General features: G+C 72.5%; 23 protein-coding genes. 7 read left to right on the forward strand and 16 right to left on the reverse strand.

What is annotated here, in order from left to right; genetic code table 11:
- The first annotated feature begins 89 nt into the window (after positions 1-89).
- The gene (gene mycP / locus AB0F58_RS03735) at positions 90-1,280 is read left to right on the forward strand and encodes a type VII secretion-associated serine protease mycosin (protein WP_357137411.1); all 1,191 of its coding nucleotides are present in this window, start codon (positions 90-92) and stop codon (positions 1,278-1,280) included.
- Between the two features lie 73 nt (positions 1,281-1,353).
- Here the strand turns inward: mycP and AB0F58_RS03740 are convergent, their stop codons facing one another.
- Both AB0F58_RS03740 and AB0F58_RS03745 read right to left on the reverse strand, forming a co-directional pair.
- On the reverse strand, positions 1,354-1,647 hold the full coding sequence (locus AB0F58_RS03740; RefSeq protein ID WP_357137413.1) for a WXG100 family type VII secretion target: 294 nt from the start codon (positions 1,645-1,647) through the stop codon (positions 1,354-1,356).
- Between the two features lie 27 nt (positions 1,648-1,674).
- Positions 1,675-1,992 (reverse strand): WXG100 family type VII secretion target, encoded by a 318-nt coding sequence (locus tag AB0F58_RS03745; RefSeq protein WP_357137416.1) that lies wholly within the window; start codon positions 1,990-1,992, stop codon positions 1,675-1,677.
- Between the two features lie 380 nt (positions 1,993-2,372).
- Between AB0F58_RS03745 and eccE the strand changes: the two genes are divergently transcribed.
- The 4 genes from eccE to rarD all read left to right on the forward strand — a co-directional run bounded on the left by eccE (position 2,373) and on the right by rarD (position 6,014).
- The gene (eccE, locus tag AB0F58_RS03750; RefSeq protein WP_357137418.1) at positions 2,373-4,130 is read left to right on the forward strand and encodes a type VII secretion protein EccE; all 1,758 of its coding nucleotides are present in this window, start codon (positions 2,373-2,375) and stop codon (positions 4,128-4,130) included.
- Between the two features lie 51 nt (positions 4,131-4,181).
- Positions 4,182-4,559, forward strand: coding sequence for a phage holin family protein (locus tag AB0F58_RS03755; RefSeq protein WP_357137421.1), 378 nt, complete (start codon positions 4,182-4,184; stop codon positions 4,557-4,559).
- A 79-nt stretch (positions 4,560-4,638) separates the two neighbouring features.
- Entirely contained in the window at positions 4,639-5,082 is a 444-nt protein-coding gene (locus AB0F58_RS03760; RefSeq protein ID WP_357137424.1) for a GNAT family N-acetyltransferase, read from the forward strand.
- Complete coding sequence (rarD, locus tag AB0F58_RS03765; protein ID WP_357137428.1) at positions 5,079-6,014, forward strand: EamA family transporter RarD; 936 nt, start codon at positions 5,079-5,081, stop codon at positions 6,012-6,014. The genes AB0F58_RS03760 and rarD overlap by 4 nt, the downstream gene beginning before the upstream one ends.
- Here the strand turns inward: rarD and AB0F58_RS03770 are convergent.
- Together AB0F58_RS03770 and AB0F58_RS03775 are read right to left on the reverse strand one after the other, a co-directional pair.
- The gene (locus AB0F58_RS03770) at positions 5,999-6,682 is read right to left on the reverse strand and encodes a zf-HC2 domain-containing protein (RefSeq protein ID WP_357137431.1); all 684 of its coding nucleotides are present in this window, start codon (positions 6,680-6,682) and stop codon (positions 5,999-6,001) included. The genes rarD and AB0F58_RS03770 overlap by 16 nt on opposite strands.
- Positions 6,679-7,194: a sigma-70 family RNA polymerase sigma factor gene (locus AB0F58_RS03775; protein WP_357138672.1), complete on the reverse strand. Its 516-nt coding sequence runs from the start codon at positions 7,192-7,194 to the stop codon at positions 6,679-6,681. The genes AB0F58_RS03770 and AB0F58_RS03775 overlap by 4 nt, the downstream gene beginning before the upstream one ends.
- 201 nt (positions 7,195-7,395) lie before the next feature.
- Here AB0F58_RS03775 and AB0F58_RS03780 point away from each other — a divergent pair, with 201 nt between their 5' ends.
- Complete coding sequence (locus AB0F58_RS03780) at positions 7,396-9,516, forward strand: PhoX family phosphatase (protein ID WP_357137434.1); 2,121 nt, start codon at positions 7,396-7,398, stop codon at positions 9,514-9,516.
- A 78-nt stretch (positions 9,517-9,594) separates the two neighbouring features.
- Here the strand turns inward: AB0F58_RS03780 and AB0F58_RS03785 are convergent, their stop codons facing one another.
- Positions 9,595-10,377 (reverse strand): helix-turn-helix domain-containing protein, encoded by a 783-nt coding sequence (locus AB0F58_RS03785; RefSeq protein WP_357137437.1) that lies wholly within the window; start codon positions 10,375-10,377, stop codon positions 9,595-9,597.
- A gap of 185 nt (positions 10,378-10,562) precedes the next feature.
- Between AB0F58_RS03785 and AB0F58_RS03790 the strand changes: the two genes are divergently transcribed.
- A complete protein-coding gene (locus AB0F58_RS03790) occupies positions 10,563-11,759 on the forward strand; it encodes an MFS transporter (protein WP_357137440.1) in 1,197 nt (398 codons plus the stop codon).
- A gap of 30 nt (positions 11,760-11,789) precedes the next feature.
- Here AB0F58_RS03790 and AB0F58_RS03795 read toward each other — a convergent pair whose 3' ends face one another.
- The 11 genes from AB0F58_RS03795 to nuoE form a co-directional block, all read right to left on the reverse strand.
- The gene (locus AB0F58_RS03795; protein ID WP_357137442.1) at positions 11,790-12,875 is read right to left on the reverse strand and encodes a polyprenyl synthetase family protein; all 1,086 of its coding nucleotides are present in this window, start codon (positions 12,873-12,875) and stop codon (positions 11,790-11,792) included.
- Between the two features lie 175 nt (positions 12,876-13,050).
- Entirely contained in the window at positions 13,051-14,607 is a 1,557-nt protein-coding gene (gene nuoN / locus AB0F58_RS03800) for an NADH-quinone oxidoreductase subunit NuoN (protein ID WP_357137444.1), read from the reverse strand.
- Entirely contained in the window at positions 14,604-16,136 is a 1,533-nt protein-coding gene (locus AB0F58_RS03805) for an NADH-quinone oxidoreductase subunit M (RefSeq protein ID WP_357137447.1), read from the reverse strand. Before AB0F58_RS03805 ends, nuoN begins: the two co-directional genes overlap by 4 nt.
- 67 nt (positions 16,137-16,203) lie before the next feature.
- Entirely contained in the window at positions 16,204-18,129 is a 1,926-nt protein-coding gene (nuoL, locus tag AB0F58_RS03810) for an NADH-quinone oxidoreductase subunit L (protein WP_357137449.1), read from the reverse strand.
- Positions 18,130-18,142: 13 nt separating this feature from the next.
- On the reverse strand, positions 18,143-18,442 hold the full coding sequence (gene nuoK / locus AB0F58_RS03815) for an NADH-quinone oxidoreductase subunit NuoK (protein WP_088981076.1): 300 nt from the start codon (positions 18,440-18,442) through the stop codon (positions 18,143-18,145).
- 58 nt (positions 18,443-18,500) lie between these two features.
- Complete coding sequence (locus AB0F58_RS03820; RefSeq protein ID WP_357137452.1) at positions 18,501-19,271, reverse strand: NADH-quinone oxidoreductase subunit J; 771 nt, start codon at positions 19,269-19,271, stop codon at positions 18,501-18,503.
- Complete coding sequence (nuoI, locus tag AB0F58_RS03825; RefSeq protein WP_357137455.1) at positions 19,268-19,918, reverse strand: NADH-quinone oxidoreductase subunit NuoI; 651 nt, start codon at positions 19,916-19,918, stop codon at positions 19,268-19,270. The genes AB0F58_RS03820 and nuoI overlap by 4 nt, the downstream gene beginning before the upstream one ends.
- 1 nt (position 19,919) lies before the next feature.
- Entirely contained in the window at positions 19,920-21,275 is a 1,356-nt protein-coding gene (nuoH, locus tag AB0F58_RS03830) for an NADH-quinone oxidoreductase subunit NuoH (protein WP_357137458.1), read from the reverse strand.
- Positions 21,272-23,785, reverse strand: coding sequence for an NADH-quinone oxidoreductase subunit G (locus tag AB0F58_RS03835; protein ID WP_357137461.1), 2,514 nt, complete (start codon positions 23,783-23,785; stop codon positions 21,272-21,274). Before AB0F58_RS03835 ends, nuoH begins: the two co-directional genes overlap by 4 nt.
- Positions 23,786-23,843: 58 nt before the next feature.
- Positions 23,844-25,160 carry an NADH-quinone oxidoreductase subunit NuoF gene (gene nuoF, locus AB0F58_RS03840; RefSeq protein WP_357137463.1) on the reverse strand — a complete coding sequence of 439 codons (1,317 nt, stop codon included), beginning with the start codon at positions 25,158-25,160 and terminating at the stop codon, positions 23,844-23,846.
- Complete coding sequence (gene nuoE / locus AB0F58_RS03845) at positions 25,157-26,203, reverse strand: NADH-quinone oxidoreductase subunit NuoE (protein ID WP_357137466.1); 1,047 nt, start codon at positions 26,201-26,203, stop codon at positions 25,157-25,159. Before nuoE ends, nuoF begins: the two co-directional genes overlap by 4 nt.
- Positions 26,204-26,221 lie beyond the last annotated feature (18 nt).

Raw genomic sequence — 26,221 nt, forward strand, 5'->3', positions numbered from 1 at the left:
GATCACAATGTCTGGCTGGTGCGATCCGCATCGATGACTTCGAGCCGATAGCATGCCGTCCCGGAGCCGACACGATACGGAGGCGACGAATGCCGCGATCGACTCCACGCCCGGTCGCCGCCACGCTGGCAGCCCTCCTCACGGCCGTGATCCCGGCCGTACCGGCCTCGGCCGCACCGGGCTGTGCCGCCCCGCTCGCGCCGACCCGACCGGTCACCGAGGCACCCTGGCCACAGGTACGGTACGCCCCCGACCGGCTGGCCCCGCTGGCGACCGGCGCGGGAACCGTCGTCGCGGTGGTCGACTCGGGGGTGGACCGCCGGCATCCGCAGCTCACCGGCCGGGTCCTCGACGGGACGGACTACCTCGACCCGGGCGACGACGGCAGCCGGGACTGCGCCGGGCACGGGACCGGGGTGGCGAGCCTGATCGCCGCCGCGCCCCGGGCCGGGGTCGCCTTCCGCGGCCTGGCCCCCGAGGCCCGCATCCTGCCGGTACGCGTCAGCGAACAGCAGGTCGTCGACGGTCGGGAGGCGGGGCGCACGGTCAGCGCGGCGGTCTTCGCCCGGGCGATCCGGTGGGCCGTCGACCGGGACGCGGACGTGCTCAACCTCTCCGTGGTGCTGTACGCCGACGACCCGGCCGTCCGGGCGGCCGTCGCGTACGCCCTGGACCGGGACGTCGTGGTGGTGGCCGCCGCCGGCAACCTGCACGCCGAGGGCGACCCCCGCCCGTACCCGGCCGCCTACCACGGGGTGATCGGCGTCGGCGCGATCTCCGCGAACGGGGTCCGCGCCGAGTTCTCCCAGGTCGGCGGGTACGTCGACGTGGTCGCCCCGGGTAGCGACGTGGTGCTGGCCGCCCCGGGTCGGGGCCACCGGCGAGGGGAGGGGACGAGCTACGCCACCCCGTTCGTGGCGGCCACCGCCGCCCTGCTGCGCGAGTACCGGCCGGAGCTGACCGCCGCCCAGGTCACCCAGCGGATCGTGGCCACCGCCGATCCCGCTCCCGGGCGGGGAGCCGGGTACGGCGCCGGGGTGCTCAACCCGTACCGGGCGGTCACCGGGACCGGGCCCGGTGTGGTCGGCACGCCCCGACGGGCCGCCGCGATCCCGGCCGAACGCGTCGATCCGGTACGGCTGGCCCGGGACGCCCGGCGGGCCGACGCCCGTGACCGGGCCCTGCGGGTGGCCGCCGTCACCGCCGCCCTGGCCGGTGCCGCCGTGCTGCTGGCGGTGATCGTGCCGCGCGGTTCCCGCCGCCGCTGGCGGTCGGGCTGACCGGGAGCACGTCACCGCCGGCAACGGAGGGACCGGGGACGCGTCACCGGCGGGAGTGTCCACCGGCCGGTGCTCACTGGAAGAGGTTGACGTTGCGCTTCTCGGTGTTGAGGTAGTCGGCGGCGGATTCGCCCACGGCGACCTTGATGTCGCGCAGCATCGCCTGGAGGTCCTGCGAAGCGGAACGCCAACGCGCCTGGCGGACCGCGTACGCCTCCCGGGCCTCACCGGTCCAGCCGGCCACCAGCGGGGCGGCATCCCGCTCCAGCTGGCCGAGCTGCGAGTCGAGCGTGTTCAGCGCCCGCTGGATGTCCGCGCCCGCCTGGTGGAGCGCAGCGAAGTTGACGACCAGCACACCGTTGTCCATCGGATCTTCCCCTCAGTCGCGGATCGGTCAGAGCGGCAGCTGGATGCCACGGTTGGTGCCGGCCACCCGGCTGGCCACCTCGGCGTCCGAGGTGTCGTACTGCGTGCCGGCGGTGCGGATCGCCTGGGCGGTCTCCCGCAGGGCCCGCTGCAACGCCGCCTGGTCCTGCGACCACTGCTGCCGGACCTGCTCGAACGACCGGCCACCGGCCCCGCGCCAGGCCTGCTGCAACACCTCCAGCTCGGACATGAGCTGGGTCAGCATCGTCTGCAACGACTGGTCGACCTGCTCGAACTTCGCGGCGGTCTGCTGCATCACCGCGGCTTCTGCCTGGGTCTGGGACACCCGGACGTCACCTCGTCTCGTGGTCGTGGCTGCCCGCCGACGCCCGGAGGGGACGCGTCGACCGCCCGCCGGGTCGGCGAGCCGTAGTGGAGCGGGTCAGCGGAACTCGTCGCTGACGGTAGCGGTCGCCATCTGCTTCTGCTACCCCGCCCCGGTCTTCTGTGGACGGACGCCACCCCCTCCGGCCCGCCCGAACCCCTACCATGGGCCGCTGGACGAACTGGTCGTAACGGCGAAGGGGGCGCACGGTGACGGTGGCGACGACCGGACGACCGACCCCGCCGGCCCCGGCCCGGACCGGGCGGCCGGACCGGAGCGGGGGGTCCACCACCCCGGACGCCGGGTCCGTGTTCCGGCCCCCGCCGCCGGTCCGGTGGACCGTGCGCCGACCCCGCCCGGTGCTCGGCGTACGGGTCGGCCAGGTCGTCGCGGCCCAGGTGGCGCTCGCCCTGATCGGCGCCGCCGTCGGCCGGGGCGTCCCGGCCACCGCCGGTGCGGTGCTGGTCGCCGTGCTGGTGCTGGCGGTGGCCTGGCTGCGGATCCGCCGACGGTGGCTGTTCGAGTGGCTGGGTACCGCCGCCGGCCACCTGACCCGGCGGCGAGTCCTGCCCCCGGCCGCCGCTCCGGCCGCGCTGCTCGCCCTGGTCGCGCCGGACGCCTCGGTCCACGCCGCCGAACTGGCCGGTGACCCGGCTGCGGTGGTCGCCGACCCGGACGGGCTGACCGCCCTGCTCGAACTGACCGATCCGGGCGGCCTGCTCGGCGACGGGGAGCGGAACCTGCCCACTCCGGCGGCGCTGCTCCCCCCGGTCGGCCCGGACACGCCGCCACTGCGGATCCAGCTGCTGCTCGCCGGCACACCGGCCCCCGCGCCCGGAGCGGGTGGCAGCCAGGTGGCGATCTCGTACCGCCAGCTCACCGAGGGGCGGGTGCCCGGGTACGAGCGGGCGGTGCTCGCCGTGCGGGCGCTGCGGGTCGACGGCTGGTCCGACGAGGAACTGCGGCGCGCCCTCTCCGGGGCGGTTCGCAAGGTGGCCCGCCGTCTCGCGCCGGTCACCGCCCGGCCGCTGGGCGGGACGGCCGCGCTGCGCGTGCTCGGCGAACTGGCCCACCACGACGGTGGTCAACCGGGGCGGGAGAGCTGGCAGGTGCTCCGGCTGGGCGGTCTGCTCCAGTCGACCCACCGGCTGCGGCGGTGGCCCGGCCCGCGCACCGAGGGTGGTCGGGAGTTGGTGCCTCGACTGCTGGGGCTGCCCGCCTCGGCGATCACCGTGTCGCTCTGCGCCGGCCCGCGCGGCGGCGACCCGGCGGCGGTGCCGGTCGACCTGTCGGTGCGGCTGGCCGCCGACACGCCCGGCGACCTCGCCGTGGCCGAGCAGGCGCTGCGCCGGCTGGTCGGCGGCCTCGGCGGGGCGGTACGCCGACTCGACGGCGACCACCTGCCCGGACTCACCGCCACGCTGCCACTGGCCGGGGCCGGGGCCCGGGGGGCCACGCCCACCGGATCGCTCGACGGGGTGACGCTGCCGCTCGGCAGCGCCGGTCTGATGCTCGGCGCGAACCGGCACGGCCGCCCGGTCACCCTGCGGCTGTTCCGCCCGGAGCCCACCCGGATCGTCCTGGTCGGCGGGGTCCGCGCCGCCCAGCTGGTCGCCGTACGGGCGATGGCGCTCGGCGCCCGGGTCGTGGTGCAGACCGCACGCCCCCGGGTGTGGGAGCCGTTCGTCCGGGGCGTCGGTGTGCCCGGCGGCGCGATCACGATGCTCCCGCCCGGCCGGCCACCGGGCGCAGTGGCCGGCACGCCCCTGCATCCGCTGCTCCTGGTGGTGGACGCCGGACCGGTGTCCACCGATCCCGCCCCCGGAGCGGGTTGGCAGGCCAGCCTGGTCGTCCGGGACGAGCTGACCCCGTCCGACGCCGCCGTCCTCGGCCGTGCCGACCTGGCCGTGCTGCAACCACTGGACCCGGCGGAGGCCGCCGTCGCCGGTGTCGCGCTCGGGCTGGGCGGCTCCGCCGACTGGCTGACCCGGATCCGGGCGGACATGGTGGCGGTGGTGAACCGGCGGGCGCTGCGGTGGGCGCTGGTCGCCCCGACCCCGGCCGAGGTGCAGCTGATCGGCCCCGTCACCCGCCACTGACCCGCACCGGGCGGGTTCCACCGGTTGGCCCGGCGTGGCACCATCGCCGCCATGACGTCTCTGCTGATCCGGTTGGGAAGCACCGTGGTGGCCCTCTGGCTGGCCACCCTCCTGATTCCCGGGATCGCCCTCCATTCCGACTCGGCCACCGAGACGGTCACCACGCTGGTCGTCGTTTCGGTGATCTTCGGTGTGGTCAACGCCGTCCTCCAGCCGATCATCAAGACCGTGGGCTGCGGCTTCTACCTGCTCACGCTCGGCCTCATCGCGCTGGTCGTCAACGGGCTGCTCTTCATGCTCACCAGCTGGATCGCCAACCAGGTCGGCCTGCCGTTCGAGGTGGACGGCTTCTGGCCGGCGGCGGTGCTCGGCGCGCTCCTGGTCAGCGTGGTCACCTGGCTCCTCGGCGCCCTGCTCGACCGGGACTGACCCGCCGGGCCGGGTGACCCGAGCCGCATGGCGGGAAGTGGCTGTTCAACGCCCCGGTGACCGGGGTTAGCCTGCGCACGTGCTGAATCTGACCCGTGCCGACGGCTACCGGATCTCCACCGACCCGACCCGCATCGACCTGGACCGCGTCCACCGTTGGCTCTCCACCGACACGTACTGGGCGATGGGGCGGGACCGGGCGACGGTGGCCCGCGCGTTCGCCAACTCCGTCCCGTTCGGGGTGTACCGGCCGGGCGACGGCGTCCAGGTCGCGGTGGCCCGCGCGGTCACCGACTCGGCCACCTTCGGTTGGCTCGCCGACGTCTACGTCGAGCCCGCCGAGCGGGGACGCGGGTTGGGCGGCTGGCTGGCCGGCGCGGTTCGCGACCACCTGGCCGACCTCGGCGTACGCCGGATCGTGCTGGCCACCAACGACGCGCACGGGGTGTACGCGAAGGTCGGCTTCGCCCCGATGGAGCATCCGGACCGCTGGATGCAGCTCGACACACGCGGCCTGTCGTGACCCCGGCGCGGCTGGGCTACCTGTACGCCGTCACGGCCTACCTGGCATGGGGCTTCTTCCCGCTCTACCTGCGGCTGCTGCGGCCGACCGGGCCGATCGAGGTGCTCGCCCACCGGATCTTCTGGTCGGTGGTCGTGGTGGCGTTGCTGCTGGCGGTGCTCCGTCGGATGACGGTGCTGCGGGACCTGCTGCGCCGCCCCCGTACCCTCGCCGGGATCACGCTCGCCGCCGCCCTGATCGCGGTCAACTGGGGTGTCTACACGTACGGGGTGGACAGCGGGCAGGTGGTGGAGACCGCGCTCGGGTACTTCGTCAACCCCCTGATGTCGGTGCTGCTCGGGGTGGGCCTCCTGGGGGAACGGATGCGGCCGGCGCAGTGGGCGGCGGTGGGCGTGGGCGGGCTGGCGGTGGCCGTGCTCGCCGTGGACTACGGCCGGCTGCCGTACCTCGCGCTGATCCTGGCCGTCAGCTTCGGCGGGTACGGCCTGGTCAAGAAGCAACTGGGGCTGCCCGCCGCCGAGGGGCTCCTCATCGAGTCGGCGGCGCTGCTCCTGCCCGCCGTCGGCTACCTGGCCTGGCTCTGGTCCACCGACGGCTTGACCTTCGGTCGGGTCTCGGCCGGGCACACCACACTGCTGGTGCTGCTCGGCGCGGCCACCGCCGTGCCGCTGCTCTGCTTCGCCGGGGCGGCCAACCGGCTGCCCCTGACCACGCTGGGCATGTTGCAGTACCTCGCCCCGACCATCCAGCTCGGCTGTGGCGTGCTGATCCTGCACGAGCCGATGCCGCCGGCCCGGCTGGCCGGTTTCGCGCTGGTCTGGGCGGCGCTGGTGGTCTTCACCGTGGACGCCCTGCGGCACGCCCGCCGCCGGGCCGCGACCGCCCCGGACGGCGCGGCGCCCGCTCCCCGGTCGGCTCAGCGGACGTCGTAGCCGAGCACGGGGGTACCGTCGGCGCGGAGCAGTTCCAGCCGGACCAGTTCCGCGTCGGTGAACCGGGTCGCCCCGGTGAACCGGACCTCGTCGCCGGGGGCCGCCCGCCAGGAGCCGACCTGTTCCGACGCGCCGTCCGGGCCGTACGCCACCAACCGGAAGACGTACGCCTTGACGTAGTCGGGGCGCGGGTCGTACCCGCAGCGCATGGTGATCTCGGTACCCCATTCGGTGCCGGTCAGCCCGATCTCGGCGCGCACCGGGGCGGCCCCGGCGACCGGCCGCATCGCCACCATCCGGACCCGGTCGTCGGGCTGCCCGGCGGGGCGCAACGCGGCCACGCCGAAGCCCACGACCAGCGTGAACACGGCGGCGGTCAGCACGGTCAGGGCGTACCGCCAGCGGGTCCGCCGCCGCTGCTGCCGGCGCTGCCGGTCGGCGGCGGCGAGCAGCGCGGGCACCCGGGGCTGCTCCGGCGTCGGCACCAGGTGCTCCACCTCGGCCGGGTCCAGCCGCCCCAGCAGGCCGGGCAGGGCGGCGACCTCGGCGACCGCGGCCCGGCAGGCGGCGCAGCCGGCCAGGTGCTGCTCGTACGCGGCCCGCTCGGCCGGGGCGAGGGCACCGAGCACGTACGCGCCGTCGTCATAGGCGAACTCGCAGCCGGTCACCGGATCACCCCCATCTCGGCCAGCACCAACCGTAGTGACCGCAACGCGTAGTGGGTGCGGGACTTGACCGTGCCCGGCGGCACGCCGAGCCGGGCCGCCGTCTCGGCGACCGACCGCCCGCGGTAGAAGCACTCCACCAGCACCTCCCGGTGGGTCGGGCTGAGCCGGGACAGCGCCTCGGCGATCGTCCAGGCCTCCACCGCCCGCTCGGTCTCGTCCACCGTCGGCGGCGGCTCGGGCAGCGCGTCCGTGACCACCTCACCGACCCGGGCGGACCGCCGCCGCCAGGCGTCGATGGCCAGGTTGCGGGCGGTGGTGAAGAGCCAGGCCCGCACCGACCCGCGGGCCGGGTCCAGGGACGCGGGATTGCGCCAGGCCCGGAGCAGGGTCTCCTGCACCAGGTCCTCGGCCCGTTGCCGGTCACCGTCGACCAGGCGCAGGGCGTACGCGTGGAGCGCGTCGGCGTGCTCGTCGTGCAGGGCCCGGAGCAGGTGGGCGTCGTGGTCGCTGATCGCGGTCTCCTCGCAGTCGCCGCAGCGGGGCGTACGCCGCAAGATACGCACCACACGCCCGATCGGTTCACCGAGCCGGAGGTGTTCACGTCCGGTTCACGCCGAGGCCGGCGCCCGCTCAACCTGCCCTCCTAGCGTCCGGCAGGACGCGTGCCCAGAGATGTCCCGCGCGCGCACCCACCCTCCAGGAGGTTCCTCCCCATGAGCGACCGACGCCGGCTGCTTCCCCTGCTGGGCGCGAACCGCCACGGCAGCCGCGACTCGATGACCTGCCTGTACCGCTGCGGCAACGCCTGCGACCACCCGGTCCCCAACACCTCCGACAACCCGTACCTCGGCGACCTGGTCGGCGCCGAGGTGTCCCGGCGCGGGGTCGTCCGGGCCGGCGCGGTCGGCGCGCTCGTCCTCGGGGTCGGCGGCTCGCTCGCCGGAGCCGGCGTGGCCTCGGCCGCCCCCTCCGGCGCCGCCACCCCCGCGCTGCCCGAGGTGGCGGACTTCGCGGCCCGGCAGCGGACCGGCAACGGCGCGCTGACCTTCCGGGCCATCCCGCCGAACAAGCTGGACACCCTGGTCGTGCCGAACGGGTACGACCACGCGGTGGTCATCCGCTGGGGCGACGAGGTGGTGCCGGGCGCGCCCGAGCTGGACGTGCACCACCAGACCGGGGCCCGCCAGTCGAAGCAGTTCGGCTACAACAACGACTTCGTCGGGGTGCTCCCGCTGGACCGGCGCGGCCGGCGGGCGCTGCTCGTGGTCAACCACGAGTACACCAACGAGGACCTGATGTTCCCCGGCTTCACCAGCCAGGACGCGCTCACCGTGGAGCAGGTACGGGCCGCGATGGCCGCGCACGGGCTCTCCGTGGTCGAGATCGAGCGGGTCGACGACACCGGCCAGTGGCGGCCGGTGACCCGGGGTGCCCGCCCGTACAACCGGCGGATCACCGCGCTGGCGACGAAGTTCGACGTGACCGGCCCGGCGGCCGGCTCGACGTGGTTGCGGACCGCCGCCGACCCGAAGGGGCGGACCGTCGTCGGCACGCTCAACAACTGCGCCGGCGGGATCACCCCGTGGGGCACCGTGCTCTCCGGTGAGGAGAACTTCAACCAGTACTTCGTCGGCGGCGACGCGGTGGCCGCGGAGCTGAAGCCGAAGCTGGCCCGGTACGGCATCGACACCGCCAAGCGGTACCCGTCCGGCAGCCGCAAGTGGGAACGCGCCGACGAGCGCTTCGACCTGGCCGAGCACCCCAACGAGGCGAACCGGCACGGCTGGATCGTCGAGGTCGACCCGTTCGACCCGGACGGCCGCCCGCGCAAGCACACCGCGCTGGGCCGGTTCAAGCACGAGGGCGCGAACGTCATCGTCGCCAGGAGCGGGCACGTGGTGGCGTACCTGGGCGACGACGAGCGGTTCGACTACCTCTACAAGTTCGTCTCGGACAAGAAGTACCTGAAGGGCAACTCCTGGCACGCCCGCCGGCACAACCTGACCCTGCTCGAGTCGGGCACGCTCTACGTCGCCACGCTCGACCACACCAGCGCCGACGAGATCGACGGCTCGGGCCAACTCCCCTCCGACGGCGCGTTCAACGGCCGGGGCCGGTGGATCAAGCTGGTCAGCGGCAACCGCTCGTACGTCGACGGGATGACCGCCGCCGAGGTGCTGACCTTCACCCGGCTCGCCGGGGACAAGGTCGGGGCCACCAAGATGGACCGCCCGGAGGACGTCGAGCCCAGCCTCGCCACCGGCAAGGTGTACGTCGCCCTGACCAACAACACCAACCGGGGCGTCGGCAGCAACCCGAAGGCGGACGAGGCCAACCCGCGCAACGCCAACAAGCACGGGCACATCCTGGAACTGGTCGAGGACCGGGGCGACAACACGGCCGAGGCCTTCGCCTGGTCCCTGCCGATCGTCTGCGGCGACCCGACCGACCCGTCGACCTACTTCGCCGGGTACGACAAGGCGAAGGTCTCCCCCATCTCCTGCCCGGACAACGTCGCCTTCGACAGCACCGGCAACCTGTGGATCTCCACCGACGGCAACGCGCTGGGCAGCAACGACGGCCTCTTCGCCGCGCCGATCGAGGGTCCCGAGCGGGGGCACCTCCGGCAGTTCCTCACCGTGCCGCTGGGCGCGGAGGCCTGCGGCCCGTTCATCACCACCGACGACCGCTCGGTCTTCGTGGCCGTACAGCACCCCGGCGAGATCAGCGGCGCCTCGCTGGAGAACCCGGCGTCGAACTGGCCGGACGGCGACTTCGCCAAGCCCGGCGTGGTCGTCACCTGGCGCCTCGACGGCGGCCACATCGGCGCGTGAGGTGGGTGCAGGGGGCCCTGGTCACGCAACAGCGGTGCCCAGGGTCCCCTGCCGCCAACCACCTCAGCTCGGTGGGGCTCAGGGGTCGGCGGTGAGGCCCTCGGCGACGGTCCGGGCCACGGTGAGCAGTTTGGCGCGGACCACCCGGGCGGAGGTCATCAGCTCGCCGGCGGGCATGGCACAGGCGAGCACCACCCGGCGTTCGATGTCCTTGTCCGGGGCGACGAGCACCGCGGCGCAGGCCACCCCCTGCCGGAACTGGCCCAGCTCCATCTGCATGCCGCGCCGGTCGCCGGCGGCCAGGTCGGTCTCGAACGCCTCGGCCGTGGTCAGCGTGGCGGCCGTGAACGGACGCATGCCGTACTCCCGCAGGTAGCGGAAGCGCTGCTCGGCGGTGAGCGTGGCCAGCATGGCCTTGCCGAGCGCCGTGGCGTGGGCCGCCTCGTCGAAGCCGGGCATCAGGTCCTCCAGGTACGGCGAGCGGGCCCCCTCGGCCACCGCCGTGATCGCCACCTGACCACCCACGAACCGGCCGAGGAAGTGGCTGTAGCCACTGTCCAGGGCGGCCCGGCGTAACGTCTCGCCGACCACGGAGGGGCCGCGGAAGGCGGTCACCAGCTCCCGGTACCGGTCGGCGATCTCCAGCCCGACGATGTACGTACCGTCCTCGCGCCGGATCACGTATCCCTCGTAGGCGAGGGTCCGCACGAGGTGGTAGGTGGTGGCCACCGTCAACTCGCAGCGCCGGGCGATCTGCTTGACGGTCAGGCCCTTCGGGGCGCGACCGACCGCCTCGAGCACCCGTAGCGCGCGGGACACGCTCCGGATGAGATCGGAAGGTTCCGCCAAGGGGTCGCGCACAACCACCTCCGCCGCCGGGGATCTACACCATATGAAAAACAGGCCTCGTAGGAAATGCCTGCCCGATCGAGGATGCCAGATATCCATCGACTGTGTGTGCACCGACAGACACAGTGGGTAGATCGACTGTGATCCTGGCCCGAATTCATCGGGAGTTGACCCCCGCTGGGTAGGTTGGCCGGACCATGACCGACACCGTCTCCGCCACCCCCGTCCGCCCCGCCCCGGCCCGTCCGGTACGCGTCGGCATCGGCGCGGTCACCACCACCGTCGTCTGCGTGCTGCCGGTGTTCCTGGTCGGTGGTCTGGCCGTGCAGATGGGCGCGGAGCTGGACTTTTCCGCCACCGGACTGGGCATGGCCGTCGCCGTCTACTTCGGGGTCAGCGCGCTCGCCTCGGTCCCGTCGGGGGCACTGGTGGAACGGTTCGGCCCCGCCCGGACGGCTCGGGCCGGCATCCTGCTGGCCGCCGGCTCGCTGCTCGCGGTGGCCACGGTCGCGCGATCGTACCCGGTCCTGGTGGTTCTGCTGGCGGTGAGCGCCGGGGCGAACGCCCTCGGACAGCTCGCCAGCAACGCCGCACTCGCCCGGCACGTGCCCGCCCGTCGGCAGGGGCTGTCCTTCGGCGTGAAGCAGGCTGCGGTCCCGGTCGCCACCCTGCTGGCCGGTGCCGCCGTACCGGCGGTCGCGCTGACCGCCGGCTGGCGGTGGGCGTTCGGCGTCGCGGCGGCCGCGGCCGTGGCCGCGCTCTTCGCCGTGCCCGGTGCGGGGGTCGGGCCGGTCCGGCGGACCGGCACCGGCCAGCGGGACCGGCCCCCGGCGCCGCTGGTGCTGATCGGGGTGGCCGCGACGCTCGCCGCTGCCGCCGCGAACGCGCTCGGCACCTTCCTGGTCGACTCCGCCGCCAGCCGTGGGCTCGATCCGGGGCTGGCCGGCCTGACGCTGACCCTGGGCAGCGCGGTCTGCGTACTGGCCCGGGTGTCGGCGGGTTGGCTCGCCGACCGGCGCACCGGCAGTCACGTGGCGGTCATCGCCGGGATGCTGGGGGTGGGCGCGCTGGGGCTGGTGCTGCTCGCCATGGCCGGGACGGTGCCGCTGGTGGTCGGCGTGCTGCTCGGCTTCGGTCTGGGCTGGGCCTGGCCCGGGGTGATGACCTTCGCCGTGGTCCGGCTCCATCCCCGGGCCCCGGCCGCCGCCACCTCGATCACCCAGACCGGCGTGTACGCGGGTGGCTGCCTCGGCCCGCTGGCGCTCGGGCTCCTGGCCGACCGGTTCGGCTACCCGACCATGTGGGCCACCGGCGCGGCGGCGATGCTGGTGGCCGCCGCCCTCATGCTCGTCGCTGCCCGTACCCTCCCGCCGTCCCCGGCCACGCCGCACTGAGCAGGCACTCCCACCGGGGTGGGCTGGGGGTCAGCTGGTGCGGTCGGCCACGAAGTCGCAGAGCGATTCGAGGGCACGCCGGGCGGGGCCGTCGGGCAGCGGTGCGAGCTGCTCCCGGGCCTCCTCGGCGTAGCTGCGCACCGTTTCCCGGGCCCGCTTCAGCGCCGGGCTCTCCCGGAGCAGGCCGAGCGCCTCGGCGTGCAGGTCGTCGTCGGTGAGCGGGCCGGTGGCCAGGATCTCCCGCAGCCGCACCGACGCGGCGTCCGCGTCGTCGGAGGCCAGCGCGTAGAGCACCGGCAGGGTGGGGACCCCCTCACGCAGGTCCGTCCCCGGGGTCTTGCCCGACTGCACCGACTCCGACGAGATGTCGAGCAGGTCGTCGGAGAGCTGGAAGGCCAGCCCGATGGTCTCGCCGTAGCCGGCGAGCGCCTCGACGTGCGCGGCCGGAGCACCGCCGAACATGCCGCCGAACCGGGCGGAGGTGGCGATCAGCGAACCGGTCTTCTCGGCGATCACGCGCAGGTAGTGCTGGACCGGGTCGTCCCCGGCACGCGGGCCCACCGTCTCGGCGATCTGGCCGTGCACCAGGCGGGCGAAGGTGCGCGCCTGGAGGCGGACCGCCTCGGTGCCCAGGTCGGCCGCGATGTCCGCGGCGCGGGCGAAGAGGTAGTCGCCGACCAGGATCGCGACCGAGTTGGTCCACCGGGAGTTGGCGCTGGGCGCGCCCCGGCGCACCGACGCCTCGTCCATCACGTCGTCGTGGTAGAGCGTGGCCAGGTGGGTGAGTTCCATCACCACCGCCGCCGGCACCACCTGCGGGCCGGTCGGATCGCCGAACTGGGCGCCGAGCGCCACCAGCAACGGCCGGAACCGCTTGCCGCCGGCCTCCACCAGATGACGGGCGGCCTCGGTGACGAGCGGGTCCGCACTCGCCACGCTCGACCTCAGCTCGGCCTCGACGGTCTCCAGCAGTCCGAGGACGGACGCCTCGACCCGGGCGTCGGCGAGGTAGAGACCGAGCGAGTCGAATTGCCCCGTACCCGGCCGGGTCCGACGACCGCCGGAGCCGGGGGCACCTGTTCGCTGGCCAGCCGCTGTCTCCACGCCCTCAACCATGCCACACCCGCTCGGCCTGTTCCGGTCGGGGCGGCCCCGGCGGCACCCGACCGGCCGTTCCGGGAACCCGCTGCCGGAGCAGGGCGGACGAAACGGTCGGCCGGCCCCGATCGCCGCCGTGGCGTCCGGTGGGCCGGAGGCGACGACGGCGGCCGGAGCCGGCCGACCGGATGGATCATCGAATGAACTGCGCGGCCCCGTCTGCCAGTTCGAGCAGCGGTGCCGGCGCCACCCCCAGGAGCACGGTGGCGGCCACACCGATCATCAGGGCGGCGGCGGTCAGCCCACCGGGCACGACGACCGTGGGAGTGGACTCCCCCGGCTCGGAGAGCCACATCATCACCACGACCCGCAGGTACGGGAAGGCCAGCACCATGCTGGTCAGCACACCGGCGATCACCAGCCAGGCCTGCCCGCCGTCGAGGGCCGGGCCGAAGACCGCGACCTTGCTCATGAAGCCGCTGGTCAGCGGGATACCGGCGAAGGCCAGCAGGATGAGGGTGAACAGCGCGGCGTAGAACGGCGACCGCCGCCCCAGCCCCGCCCAGCGGGACAGGTGGGTGGCCTCGCCGTCGGCGTCGCGCACCAGGGTCACCACGGCGAACGCGGCGAGCACCGAGAAGCCGTACGCGACCAGGTAGAACATCGTGCCGGCGACGCCGTCCCGGCCGGGGGCGAGCACCCCGACCAGCAGGTAACCGGCGTTCGCGATGGACGAGTACGCCAGCAGCCGCTTGATGTCGGTCTGGGTGACCGCCAGCACCGCGCCGACCAGCATGGTGAGCACCGCCACCCCACCGAGCACCGGGGTGAAGTCCCAGGCGGCCCCGCCGAAGGCGACGTGGAAGATCCGCAGCAGCGCGCCGAAGGCGGCGACCTTGGTGCAGGCGGCCATGAAGCCGGTGATCGGGGTCGGCGCGCCCTGGTACACGTCCGGGGTCCAGACGTGGAAGGGGGCCGCCGCGGCCTTGAAGAGCAGGCCGATGGAGAGCAGGGCGACACCGGCGAAGAGCAGCACCCGGCTGGAGGTCGACTCGCCCACCGCCGCGGCGACCGTGGCCAGGTCCACCCCGGCGTCCCGGCCCGGCGTGCCGGAGGTGAAGCCGTAGATCAGCGCCACACCGAAGAGGAAGAACGCCGAGGCGTACGCGCCGAGCATGAAGTACTTCAGCGCGGCTTCCTGGCTGAGCAGCCGCCGCCGACGGGCGAGCGCGCAGAGCAGGTAGAGCGGCAGCGAGAAGACCTCGAGGGCGATGAACATGGTGAGCAGGTCGTTCGCCGCCACGAAGATCAGCATGCCGGCGATGGCGAAGGTGGTCAGCGGGTAGACCTCGGTCGCCCCGTTCTGCCCCTCCGCCTGCTGGCGGTCCTCGGCCGACTCGGCCCGGACCGCGGCCTGGGCCACGAACGCCCCGCCCCGCTCGACCGTCCGCTCCCCGATCAGCAGCAGGGCCACCGCGGCGAGGAGCAGGATGCCGCCCTGGAGGAACAGGGTCGGCCCGTCCACGGTGATCGCCCCACCGATGGTGATGCCGCGCCGGTCGTCGGCGAAGACCACCGCCACGAAGGCAGCCACCACGGCCGCCAGGGCGAGCAGGAGCTGGACCGGGTGACGGCCCCGGCGCGGCACGAACGCCTCGACCAGGACGCCGAGCAGAGCCGCGCCCAGCATGATCAGGACCGGTAGGAGCGCCAGGTAGTCGATCGAGGGCAACTCGAGCTGCTCGGTCACTTTGCTGCCTCCTGGACGCTGCCGACCGTCGGGGCGGGGTCGGACTTGCCGACGTCCTGCATGGTCGCCTGGACGGCGGGGTTGATGACATCGGTGAGCGGCTTGGGATAGAAGCCGAGCAGCACGATCAGCGCGATCAGCGGGGCGACCACGACCTTCTCGCGCAGGTTCAGGTCACGCTTCATGCCCTCGACCTCGGTCAGCGCCGGGTTGAGGGTGCCCTGCGTGGTGCGCTGCACCATCCAGAGCACGTACGCGGCGGCCAGGATGATGCCGAGGGTGGCGATCACCGCGACCGGCTTGTTCACCGTGAAGGTGCCGATCAGCACCAGGAACTCGGAGATGAACGGCGCGGTGCCGGGCAGCGCCAGCGAGGCGAGACCGGCGAAGAAGAGCACCCCGGCCAGGACCGGGACCAGCTTGCCCGCACCGCCGAAGTCGCTGATCAAGGCCGAGCCACGCCGCGAGATCAGCATGCCCACCACCAGGAAGAGCAGGCCGGTGGCGAGGCCGTGGTTGACCATGTAGAGGACCGCGCCGGTGCCGGCCTGGGTGGTGAAGGCGAAGATGCCGACACCGATGAAGCCGAAGTGCGCGATCGACGTGTACGACACCAGCCGCTTCAGGTCGTTCTGCCCGACCGCCAGCAGCGCGGCGTAGATGATGCCGATCAGGCCCAGCGCCAGCGCCCAGGGCGCGAACCACTTCGACGCCTCCGGGAACATCGGCAGGCAGTAGCGCAGGATGCCGAAGGTGCCGACCTTGTCCATGACGCCGACGAGCAGCGCGGCGGAGCCGGCCGGGGCCGCGCCACCGGCGTCCGGCAGCCAGGTGTGGAACGGGAAGAACGGCGCCTTGATCGCGAAGGCGATGAAGAAGCCGAGGAAGAGCCAGCGCTCGGTGCCGGCGGAGATGTCCGCCTGCACCAGCGCCTGCCAGTCGAAGGTCTTCCCGCCGACGACCCAGAGGCCGATCACCGCGGCGAGCATGAACAGACCGCCGACCAGCGAGTAGAGGAAGAACTTCACTGCGGCGTACTGACGCTGGTGACCGCCGTAGCTACCGATGATGAAGTACATCGGCACCAGCATGACCTCGAAGAACACGTAGAAGAGGAAGATGTCGGCGGCGGCGAAGACGCCGATCATCGTGCTCTCGAGCACCAGCAGCAGCGCGAAGTAGGCCGGCACCGACCGCTTCGAGGCGTCCGCGTCGTGCCAGGAGGCCAGGATCACCAGCGGCACCAGCACCGCGATCAGCATCAGCATCACCAGGGCGATGCCGTCGGCGGCGAAGGTGAACCGGGCGTCCCACTGCGGGATCCAGGTGTAGGACTCGCGGAACTGGAACCGCTCGCCCCCGGTCTTGAAGGCCACCCACATGACCACGGTCAGCGCCAGCACCGCCAGCGACCAGACCAGGGCGACCTGCTTGGCGAACTCGGGCCGGCTGCGCGGCAGGAAGGCCACGATCAGGGCGCCGACCAGCGGCGCCACGGTCAGCACCGAGAGGAAAGGGAAGTCGGACATTATGCGGCCTTACCTCCGTCGTGACTGCGCGGTCCGCCGGCAGCGGCGGCCCCCGGGAAGAGGTCGATCACGCCAACCACCCCGCCTGTACGGCCAGGAACGCCGCCACCACCAGCAGCGCGCCGGTCAGGATCGACGTCGCGTACGAGCGGACGAAGCCGGTCTGGAGCCGCCGGAGCCGGCCGGAGCCCCCGCCGACCGCCGCGGCGAGACCGTTGACCAGCCCGTCGACACCCCGGTTGTCCAGGTAGACGAGCGCCCGGGTGAGGAAGATGCCCGGCTTCTCGAAGACCGCCTCGTTGAACGCGTCGGTGTAGAGGTTGCGCCGGGCGGCGGTGACCAGCACCCCGGCCGGCTGCGGCGCGGTGGCGGTGCCGTTGCGGAACAGCATCCAGGCCAGTCCGGCACCGAGCACGGTGACCAGCAGGGAGAGCACCGTGATGACGGTGTGCGACAGGACCGCCTCGTGGTGCCCTTCCTCGCCGCCCAGGCCGGCGGTGGCGGTGAGCCAGTCCGGCACGGAGGTGGAGAGGAGGAAACCGGCACCGACCGAGCCGACGGCCAGCAGGATCAGCGGGATCGTCATCAGGGCCGGCGACTCGTGCGGGTGCTCGATCTCCTCGGTCCACCGCTTCGGGCCGTGGAAGGTGAGCACGAAGAGCCGGGTCATGTAGAAGGCGGTCAGCCCGGCACCGGCCAGCGCCGCCCCGCCGAACAGCCACGCCGTCCAGTCGTCCCGCTCGAAAGCGGCCACGATGATCGGCTCCTTCGAGAAGAAGCCGGAGAACGGGAACATGCCGATGATGGCGAGCCAGCCCATCATGAAGGTGATCCAGGTGATCTTCATGTACTTCGACAGCCCGCCGAAGCGGCGGATGTCCACCTGGTCCTTCATGCCGTGCATGACCGAACCGGCCCCGAGGAACATGTTGGCCTTGAAGAAGCCGTGCGCCAGCAGGTGCACGATGGCCAGCGCGTACGCCCCGCCGCCCAGCCCCACCCCGAGGAACATGTAGCCGATCTGGCTCACCGTCGACCAGGCGAGCACCCGCTTGATGTCGTCCTTGGCCGCGCCGATGACGCAGCCGATCAGCAGGGTGAGCGCACCGACGCTGACCACGACGAGCTGAAGCGTCTCGTTGGCCGAGTAGATCGGGTTGGACCGGGCGATCAGGTAGACGCCCGCGGTGACCATGGTGGCCGCGTGGATGAGCGCCGACACCGGGGTCGGGCCCTCCATCGCGTCCGGGAGCCACGCCTGGAGGGGGAACTGGCCGGACTTGCCGGTCGCGCCGAGCAGCAGCAGCAGGCCGAGGACCAGGACGGTGCCACCGGCCAGGCCGCTCACCCCGTTGAACACCTCGTCGTACTGGGTGGTGCCCAGGGTGGCGAACATGATGAAGATGCCGATGGCCAGGCCGGCGTCGCCGACCCGGTTCATCAGGAACGCCTTCTTGCCGGCGGTGGCCGCGCTCGGCCGGTCGTACCAGAAGGAGATCAGCAGGTACGACGCCAGACCGACGCCCTCCCAGCCGAAGTAGAGCATCACGTAGTTGTTGCCGAGCACCAGCAGGAGCATGGCGGCGACGAACAGGTTGAAGTACGCGAAGAAGCGCCGCCGACCCGCGTCGTGGGCCATGTACTCCACCGCGTACAGGTGGATCAGGAAGCCCACGCCGGTGATCAGCAGGACGAAGACCGCGGCCAGCGGGTCGAAGAGCAGGCCGAAGTCCACCCGGAAGTCACCGACGGCGATGAAGTCCCAGAGGCTCCGCTCGACCGACTTGTTCTCCAGGCCACGCAGCTGGAAGAAGTAGGTGAGGCCGAGGACGAAGGCGGCACCGATGGCGGCCACGCCGAGCCAGTGTCCCCACCGGTCGGCCCGCCGGCCCAGCAGCAGCAGGATCGCCGCGCTGGCCAGGGGGATGGCCACCAGCAGCCAGACGCTGCCGAGCAAACCCGTGGCCTCTGCGTAACGCACAGTTTCTTCCACTGCGTCGGCCCCTCTAGTACTTGAGCAGGTTGGCGTCGTCGACGCTCGCCGAGCGTCGAGTCCGGAAGATCGACATGATGATCGCGAGTCCGACCACGACCTCCGCGGCGGCCACCACCATCACGAAGAAGGCCATGATCTGCCCGTTCAGGTCACCGTTGATCCGGGCGAACGTGACCAGGGTCAGGTTGGCCGCGTTGAGCATCAGCTCGATGCACATGAACAGCACGATCGCGTTGCGGCGGATGAGCACCCCGACCGCGCCGATGGTGAAGAGCACCGCGGCCAGGATCAGGTAGTAGTCGGGGGTCATCCCTGAGCCAGCCTTTCGTTCGCGACTGCGGGGCTCCGCTCCGCTGCACTCCTCGCGCTCACCGGTCGGTCCCCTTCAAGGTGGTCTCGTCCGCGCTCAGCTCCCGCACCGGCATGATCTCGGGGATGCTGCGGTCGGTCAGCCGGCCGTCGGGCAGCCGGGCCGGGGTGGCCACCGAGGAGGAGGTGGCGAAGACACCCGGGCCGGGCTTCGGGCCGGGGTAGTTGCCGGGGGCGAAACGGGCCTTCATGGTCGCGATCTGGTCCATCTTGTCCTCCCGGCGCCGCTCGATGTGCGCCAGCACCATCGCCCCGACCGCGGCGGTGATCAGCAGCGCCGAGGTCAGCTCGAAGGCGAAGACGTACTTGGTGAAGAGCAGCCGGGCGATGCCCTGCACGTTCCCCTCGGCGTTGGCCTCGTCCAGGCCGACCGGGGTGGTGCCGTCCAGCGCGCGGGAGAGGCCACCGGCCACCAGGGCGGCGAAGCCGAGGCCGAGCAGGATCGCCGCGACGCGCTGGCCGCGCAGCGTCTCGATCAGCGAGTCGGACGAGTCCCGGCCGACCAGCATCAGCACGAACAGGAACAACATCATGATCGCGCCGGTGTAGACGATGATCTGCACCATGCCGATGAACGGGCCCGCCTGGAGCACGTAGAAGACGCCCAGGCAGAGCATGGTGAGCACCAGCCAGAGCGCCGAGTGCACCGCGTTGCGCGCCCAGAGCATGCCGATCGCGCCGAGCAGCGCCAGCGGGGCGAGGATCCAGAAGGTGATCTCCTCGCCGCCGGACACCTCGCCCGCCGCGGCCAGCACCGTAGCCGTGGTCATGCCCTGTCTCCCTTGCTGCCCTTGGCCGCCTCGGCCCGCTGGGCCGCCTGCTCGGCGCCGGGGAACGTCACGCCCGGGGTCTCGTCGAGCGCGTACCGTCCCGGGCCCATCGGGGAGCGCTCGGCCCCGGCCGAGGTGCCCGGGTTCTCCAACGCGCCGACGTAGTAGTCCTTCTCGCTGTCGCCCAGGCGCATCGGGTGCGGCGGCTGCTCCATCCCCTCGAGCAGCGGCGCGAGCAACTGCTCCTTGGTGAAGATCAGATCCTGCCGGTTGTCCCGGGCCAGCTCGTACTCGTTGCTCATGGTCAGCGAACGGGTCGGGCAGGCCTCGATGCAGAGTCCGCAGAAGATGCAGCGGGCGTAGTTGATCTGGTAGGTGCTCGCGTACCGCTCACCCGGCGAGAAGCGCTGCTCGTCGGTGTTGTCGCCGCCCTCGACGTAGATCGCGTCCGCCGGGCAGGCCCAGGCGCACAGCTCACAGCCGATGCACTTCTCCAGCCCGTCCGGGTGCCGGTTGAGGATGTGCCGCCCGTGGTAGCGCGGCGCCGGGGTCGGCGGCTTGAACGGGTAGTCGGTCGTGACGACCTTCCTGAACATGTGCGAGAAGGTGACGCCGAAGCCCTTGAACGTTCCGGTGATCCCGCTCACGTCACACCTCCTTCGAGTCCGGGCCGGCGCCGATGTTGGCCGGCTCCCGCTCGGCCACCACCCGCTTGGTGCGCGGGCTCGGTGGCACCTGCAGGTCCATGGGGGGCACCGGGAAGCTGCCGTGCGGTCGCTTGTCGACCTGCTCCTGCGGGGTGAGCTTCCGCTCCGGCTTCCGGCTCGGCCAGAGCAGGACGGCCAGCAGCAGCAGACCGGCCAGCACGCCGATGCCGGTCAGCCGACCCCGGCTGTCCCAGTCCTCGATCGAGCGCAGCCAGGCCAGCGCCAGGATCCAGACCAGGTTGATCGGGAGCAGGACCTTCCAGCCCAGCCGCATGAACTGGTCGTACCGGAGCCGGGGCAGGGTGCCCCGCAGCCAGACGAAGACGAAGACCAGCATGACGACCTTGCCGAAGAACCACAGCATCGGCCACCAACCGGAGTTCGCCCCCTCCCAGAAGGTGGTGATCGGCGCGGGGGCCCGCCAGCCACCGAGGAACAGCGTCACGGTGAAGGCCGACATGGTCACCATCGCGACGTACTCGGAGAGCATGAAGAGCGCGAACTTCAGCGAGCTGTACTCGGTCATGAAGCCCGCGACCAGCTCCGACTCCGCCTCCGGCAGGTCGAACGGCGCCCGGTTGGTCTCACCGACGGTGGCGATGAAGAAGATGATGAAGCTCGGCAGGAGCAGGATCGCGTACCAGCCCGGGGCGGAGAACTCCTGCCCGAACACGTTGATCTGGGTGCCGTGTGCCTGGGCGGCGACGATTCCGCTGGTGGACATCGTGCCGGCGGTCATGAAGACGGCGACGATGCTCAGCCCGAGCGCGACCTCGTACGAGATCATCTGGGCGGTGGAGCGGAGCCCACCGAGCAGCGGGTACGTCGAGCCGGAGGCCCAGCCGCCGAGCACGATGCCGTAGACCGCCATCGAGGAGCAGGCCAGCACCACCAGCACCGCCACCGACACGTCGGTGACCTGGAGCGGCGTCCGGTGCCCGAAGATGCTCACCATCGGGCCGAACGGGATCACCGACAGCGCGGTGACCGCACAGATCACCGAGACGGCCGGGGCGAAGAAGTAGACGACCTTGTCCGCCGCCTTCGGGAGGATGTCCTCCTTGAAGGCCATCTTGAGACCGTCGGCGAGGGTCTGGAGCAGGCCGAACGGACCGACCTGGTTCGGGCCGGGCCGGACCTGCATGTAACCCACCACACGCCGCTCGAACCAGACGCCGAGCAGGGTGGCGAGCAGACCGAAGACGAAGGCGAAGAGGATCTTGATCAGGACCAGCCACCACGGGTCCCTGCCGAAGTCGGCCAGCGTCGGGTCCTGCGCGAGGTAGACCGCGTTCACTGGGATACACCCCCGGTGTTGAGGAGCGGGCCCGGGCGGTCGGCGGCGTCCGCGGCGACGCGTTCGGTCGCGGTGGCCGGCTCCGTCGCAGCGGAGACACGTACCACCGTGCCGGACGTCGCCCCGAGGCTGCGCCGGACGGTCGAACCGGGTGAATTGGTCGGCAGCCAGACGACCCCGTCCGGCATCTCCGTGATCGCCGCCGGCAGGGTCAGCGCCCCCCGGTCGGTCCCCACCGTCACCGCGTCACCGTCGGCAACGCCGAGCGCCTCGGCGGTGCCCTTGCCCAGCCGCACCACCGGCGGCCGGGCGGTGCCGCCCAGGTGCTCGTCGCCGTCGATGAGGCTGCCCAGGTCGACGAGCTGGTGCCAGGTGGCGAGGACGGCCTCGCCGTCGCCCGTGCGGGGCGCCGGCTGCGGCTCCACGCTCGGAGCCGTCGGGCGGTCGGTCCGGGTGCCGGGCAGGGAGCCCAGCTCCCGGCGGACGCTGAGCACGTCGCCGGTGCCGAGCCGGACGCCGAGCCGGTCGGCGATCGCGTCGAGCACCCGGCCGTCGGACATCGCCGGGGTCTGGAGCACCGCGTCGAACGGCCGCAGCCGTCCCTCCCAGTCCAGAAAGCTGCCGGCCTTCTCGACCACCGGCGCGACCGGGAGGACCACGTCCGCCCGCCGGGCCACCGCGCTCATCCGCAGCTCCAGGCTGACCAGGAACGGCACCTCGTCGAGGGCCCGCTCGGCCAGCCGCGGGTCGGCCAGGTCGGCCGGGTCGACCCCGGCCACCACCAGCGCGCCGAGCTTGCCGGCCGCCGCCGCCGCGATGATGCCGTCGGTGTCCCGACCGGCCTGGCTCGGGATCACCCCGGCCGCGATGTCCCACGCCTCGCCCAGCTCGGCGCGGCCCGCCGGCTCGGTGACCAGACGGCCGCCGGGGAGCAGGTTCGGCAGGCAGCCGGTGTCGACCGCACCCCGGTCACCCGCGCGCCGCGGCACCCAGGCCAGCTTCGCACCGGTACGCCGGGCCACGTCGGCGGCGGCGGAGAGGCCACCGGGCACGCTGGCCAGCCGCTCGCCGACGATCAGGATCGCGCCCTCGGCGCTGAGCGCCTCGCGGACCGTGTCGTGCTCGGCGAGCAGCAGCGCCTCCTCGCCCGGCACCACCCGGGCGAGCTTCGCGCCGAGCTTCTCCAGGCCGCGGGTGGCGAACGGCGCCAGCGCGTACACCTTCAGCTTCTTCTTCAGGTACGCCTTGCGCAGTCGCAGGAAGAGGATCGGGCACTCCTCCTCCGGCTCGAGCCCGGCCAGCACCACGGCCGAGGCGTTCTCGACGTCGGCGTAGGTGACCTCGGTGATCCCGGCGACGTTGCTGGCCAGGAACTCGGTCTCCTCCCGGGAGACCGGGCGGGCCCGGAAGTCGATGTCGTTGGTGTTCAGCGCGACCCGGGCGAACTTCGCGTACGCGTAGGCGTCCTCGACGGTCAGCCGACCACCGGTGAGCACCGCGGTGCCCTGCCCGCCGTCCCGCGCGGCGGCCAGCCCCTCGGCGGCCACGGTGAGCGCCTCGCTCCAGGACGCCTCGCGCAGCTCACCGGTCTTCGCGTCCCGCACCAGCGGGGTGGTGAGCCGGTCGAAGGCGCGGGCGTACTGGAAGCCCCAGCGGCCCTTGTCGCAGTTCCACTCCTCGTTGACCTGGGGGTCGTCACCGGCGAGCCGGCGCAGCACCTTGCCCCGCCGCCAGTCGGTGCGCTGGGCACATCCGGCCGAGCAGTGCTCGCAGACGCTCGGGGTGGAGACCAGGTCGAACGGGCGGGCCCGGAAGCGGTACTGGGCCCCGGTGAGCGCGCCGACCGGGCAGATCTGCACGGTGTTGCCGGAGAAGTACGAGTTGAACGGCACGTCGCCGTCGTCCTCGCCCTCGGCGGCCCCGTACGCCTCGTCCCGGTAGATGTTGATCTCCTCGGCGGAGGACCGGCCCATCAGGTCGATGAACTTGTCCCCGGCGATCTCCTCGGAGAAGCGGGTGCACCGCTGGCAGAGCACGCAGCGCTCGCGGTCCAGCAGGACCTGGGTGGAGATGTTCAGCGGCTTCTCGTACTCCCGCTTGTGCTCGTGGAAGCGGGAGTCGGCGCGGCCGGTGGACATCGCCTGGTTCTGGAGCGGGCACTCGCCGCCCTTGTCGCACATCGGGCAGTCGAGCGGGTGGTTGAGGAGCAGCAGCTCCATCACCCCCTCCTGCGCCTTCTTGGCCACCGGGGAGGTGAGCTGGGTCCGGACCACCATGCCCTCGCCCACCGTCTGGGTGCAGGAGGCGACCGGCTTGCGCTGCCCCTCCACGTCGACGAGGCACTGCCGACACGCGCCGGCCGGGGCCAGCAGCGGGTGGTCGCAGAACCGGGGGATCGAGATGCCCATCTGCTCGGCGACCCGGATCAGCAGCGTCCCCTTCGGGGCGGTGACCTCGATGCCGTCGATGGTGAGCGTTACGGTCTCGGTCTGCTTCGCTACGTCGGTCACTGGGCCAGCCTTTCGCTCGCGACTGCGGGGCTCGCTCCGCTCACTCCTCGCGCTCGCATCAGTGCGCCCCTACCAGGGTCTTCTCCGACAACTTGGGAGCCGTGCGTCCCTCGATGTAGTCGAGGTAGTCCTGCTTGAAGTACTGGAGCGACGAGGTCACCGAGCTGGTCGCACCGTCACCCAGACCGCAGAACGAGCGGCCGAGGATGTTGTCACAGGTGTCGAGCAGGGTGTCCAGGTCCTCGTGGGTGCCCTGGCCGGCGAGGATCCGCCGGTACACCCGGACCATCCAGTAGTTGCCCTCCCGACACGGGGTGCACTTGCCGCACGACTCGTGGTGGTAGAACTCCAGCCACCGGTACGTCGCGTAGACCGGGCAGTCCTGGTCGGAGAAGATCTGGGTGGCCGTGGTGCCCAGGATCGAACCGGCTCCGGCGACACCCTCGAAGTCCAGCGGCACGTCGAGGTGGTCGGCGGTGAGCAGCGGCGTCGAGGAGCCGCCCGGCGTCCAGAACCGCAGGTTGTGGCCGGGCTGCATGCCCCCGGCCAGCTCCAGCAGCTCGCGCAGGGTGATGCCCATCGAGCACTCGTACTGGCCCGGGTTGGTGATCCGGCCGGAGAGCGAGTAGATCATCGGCCCGGAGGACTTCTCGGTGCCCATGCTCTTCCACCAGTCGGCTCCACCGAGCACGATGTACGGCACGCTGGCGATGGTGCCGACGTTGTTGACCACCGTCGGGCTGGCGTAGAGGCCGTGCGTCGCCGGGAACGGCGGACGCAGCCGGGGCTGGCCCCGGAAGCCCTCCAGCGAGTCCAGCAGCGCGGTCTCCTCGCCGCAGATGTACGCGCCCGCGCCGGAGTGCACCACCAGGTCCAGGTCGAACCCCGAGCCCTGGATGTTCCGGCCGAGGTAGCCCCGGTCGTACGCCTCGCGGACCGCGTTGCGCAGCCGGCGGGCGGCGTGCACCGCCTCACCCCGGATGTAGATGTACGCCCGGTTGGCCCGGATCGCGTACGACGCGATGATCACGCCCTCGACCAGCGAGTGCGGGTCGTGCGCCATCAGCGGCAGGTCCTTGCAGGTGCCCGGCTCGCCCTCGTCGGCGTTGACCACGAGGTAGTGCGGCTTGCCGTCGCCCTGCGGGATGAAGCCCCACTTCAGGCCGGTCGGGAAGCCCGCGCCACCCCGTCCGCGCAGGCCGGAGTCCTTGATCAGCTGGATCAGGTCGTCCGGGTGGGCCTTGAGCGCCTTGCGCAGGGCGGCGTAGCCGTCCAGCTTCTGGTAGGTGTCGATCTGCCAGGCGTCCGGCGAGAGCCAGCGCTTGGTCAGCACCGGGGTCAGCTTGGCCAGCGTCTCCGGCCGAGGCGTCGTCACTTGTTGGCCTCCGCTTCCTTGAGCGAGTGCTCCTGCGCGGTGGCGTCGTCACCGGCGGGCTTGCCGTCACTGGCCGGCGTGTTGGTCGCCACGCCCGCCGCCTCGGCGGCCTGCGCGTCGCGCGTGGCCGGCGGCGCGCCGTCGACCGGAGCCTTGGTGCCCGGCGCGTCCGGGACAGCGGTCTTCGCGTCCGGCTGCCGGGTCTCGGCGGCCCGCACCTCGGGCGACTTGTCGTCCGGGGCCTTCACGTCCGGCGCGGTGCTGCCGGTGGCCGCCTTCGGCGCGGCCGGCTCGGGCGCCGGGGCCGGCTTCGCGGCCTCGGCCCGCGCCTTCGCCTCGGCGGCGGCCCGGTCGGCCTCCGCCTTGCTGCGGATCGGGGTGTTCGGGTCGAAGCCCGGCACCGAGATGCCGTGCTGCTGGGCCAGGCGCAGCCCGCGCAGGGTCGGCTCCCCCGGCCCGCCGTCGGCGACCGCGCCCTCCCGCTCGTCGGCGAAGCCGGCGAGCTGGACCGACATCTCCTTCAGGGTGCAGAGCCGGGCACCCCGGGTCGGCATCGGCCGGCCACCGGAGCGCAGTTCCTCGACCACGCCGAGGGCGGTCTGCGGGTCGACACCGTCGAAGAAGTCGTAGTTGACCGTCATCACCGGGCCGTAGTCGCAGGCCGCGAGGCACTCGGCGTGCTCCAGGGTGACCTTCCCGTCGGCGGTGGTCTCGTCGTGACCCACGCCGAGGTGCTCGGCGAGGGTGTCGTAGACCTCCTGCCCGCCGAGCACGTTGCACATCGTGTTGGTGCAGACGCTGACCAGGTAGTCACCGGTGGGCCGGCGCTTGTACATGGTGTAGAAGGTGGCGACCGCGCCGACCTGGGCCTTGTTCAGGCCGAGCACCTCGGCGCAGAACTCGACCCCGGCCGGGGAGACGTACCCCTCCTCGGACTGCACCAGGTGCAGCAACGGAAGCAGCGCGGAACGCGACCGGTCGGCCGGATAGCGGGCGATGATCTCCCGTGCCCGGACCCGGGTCTCTTCGGTGAAAACGCTCATCTGCGCCGCCCTTCCGTT

It is taken from the genome of Micromonospora sp. NPDC023956, assembly GCF_040639195.1.
GTDB lineage: Bacteria > Actinomycetota > Actinomycetes > Mycobacteriales > Micromonosporaceae > Micromonospora.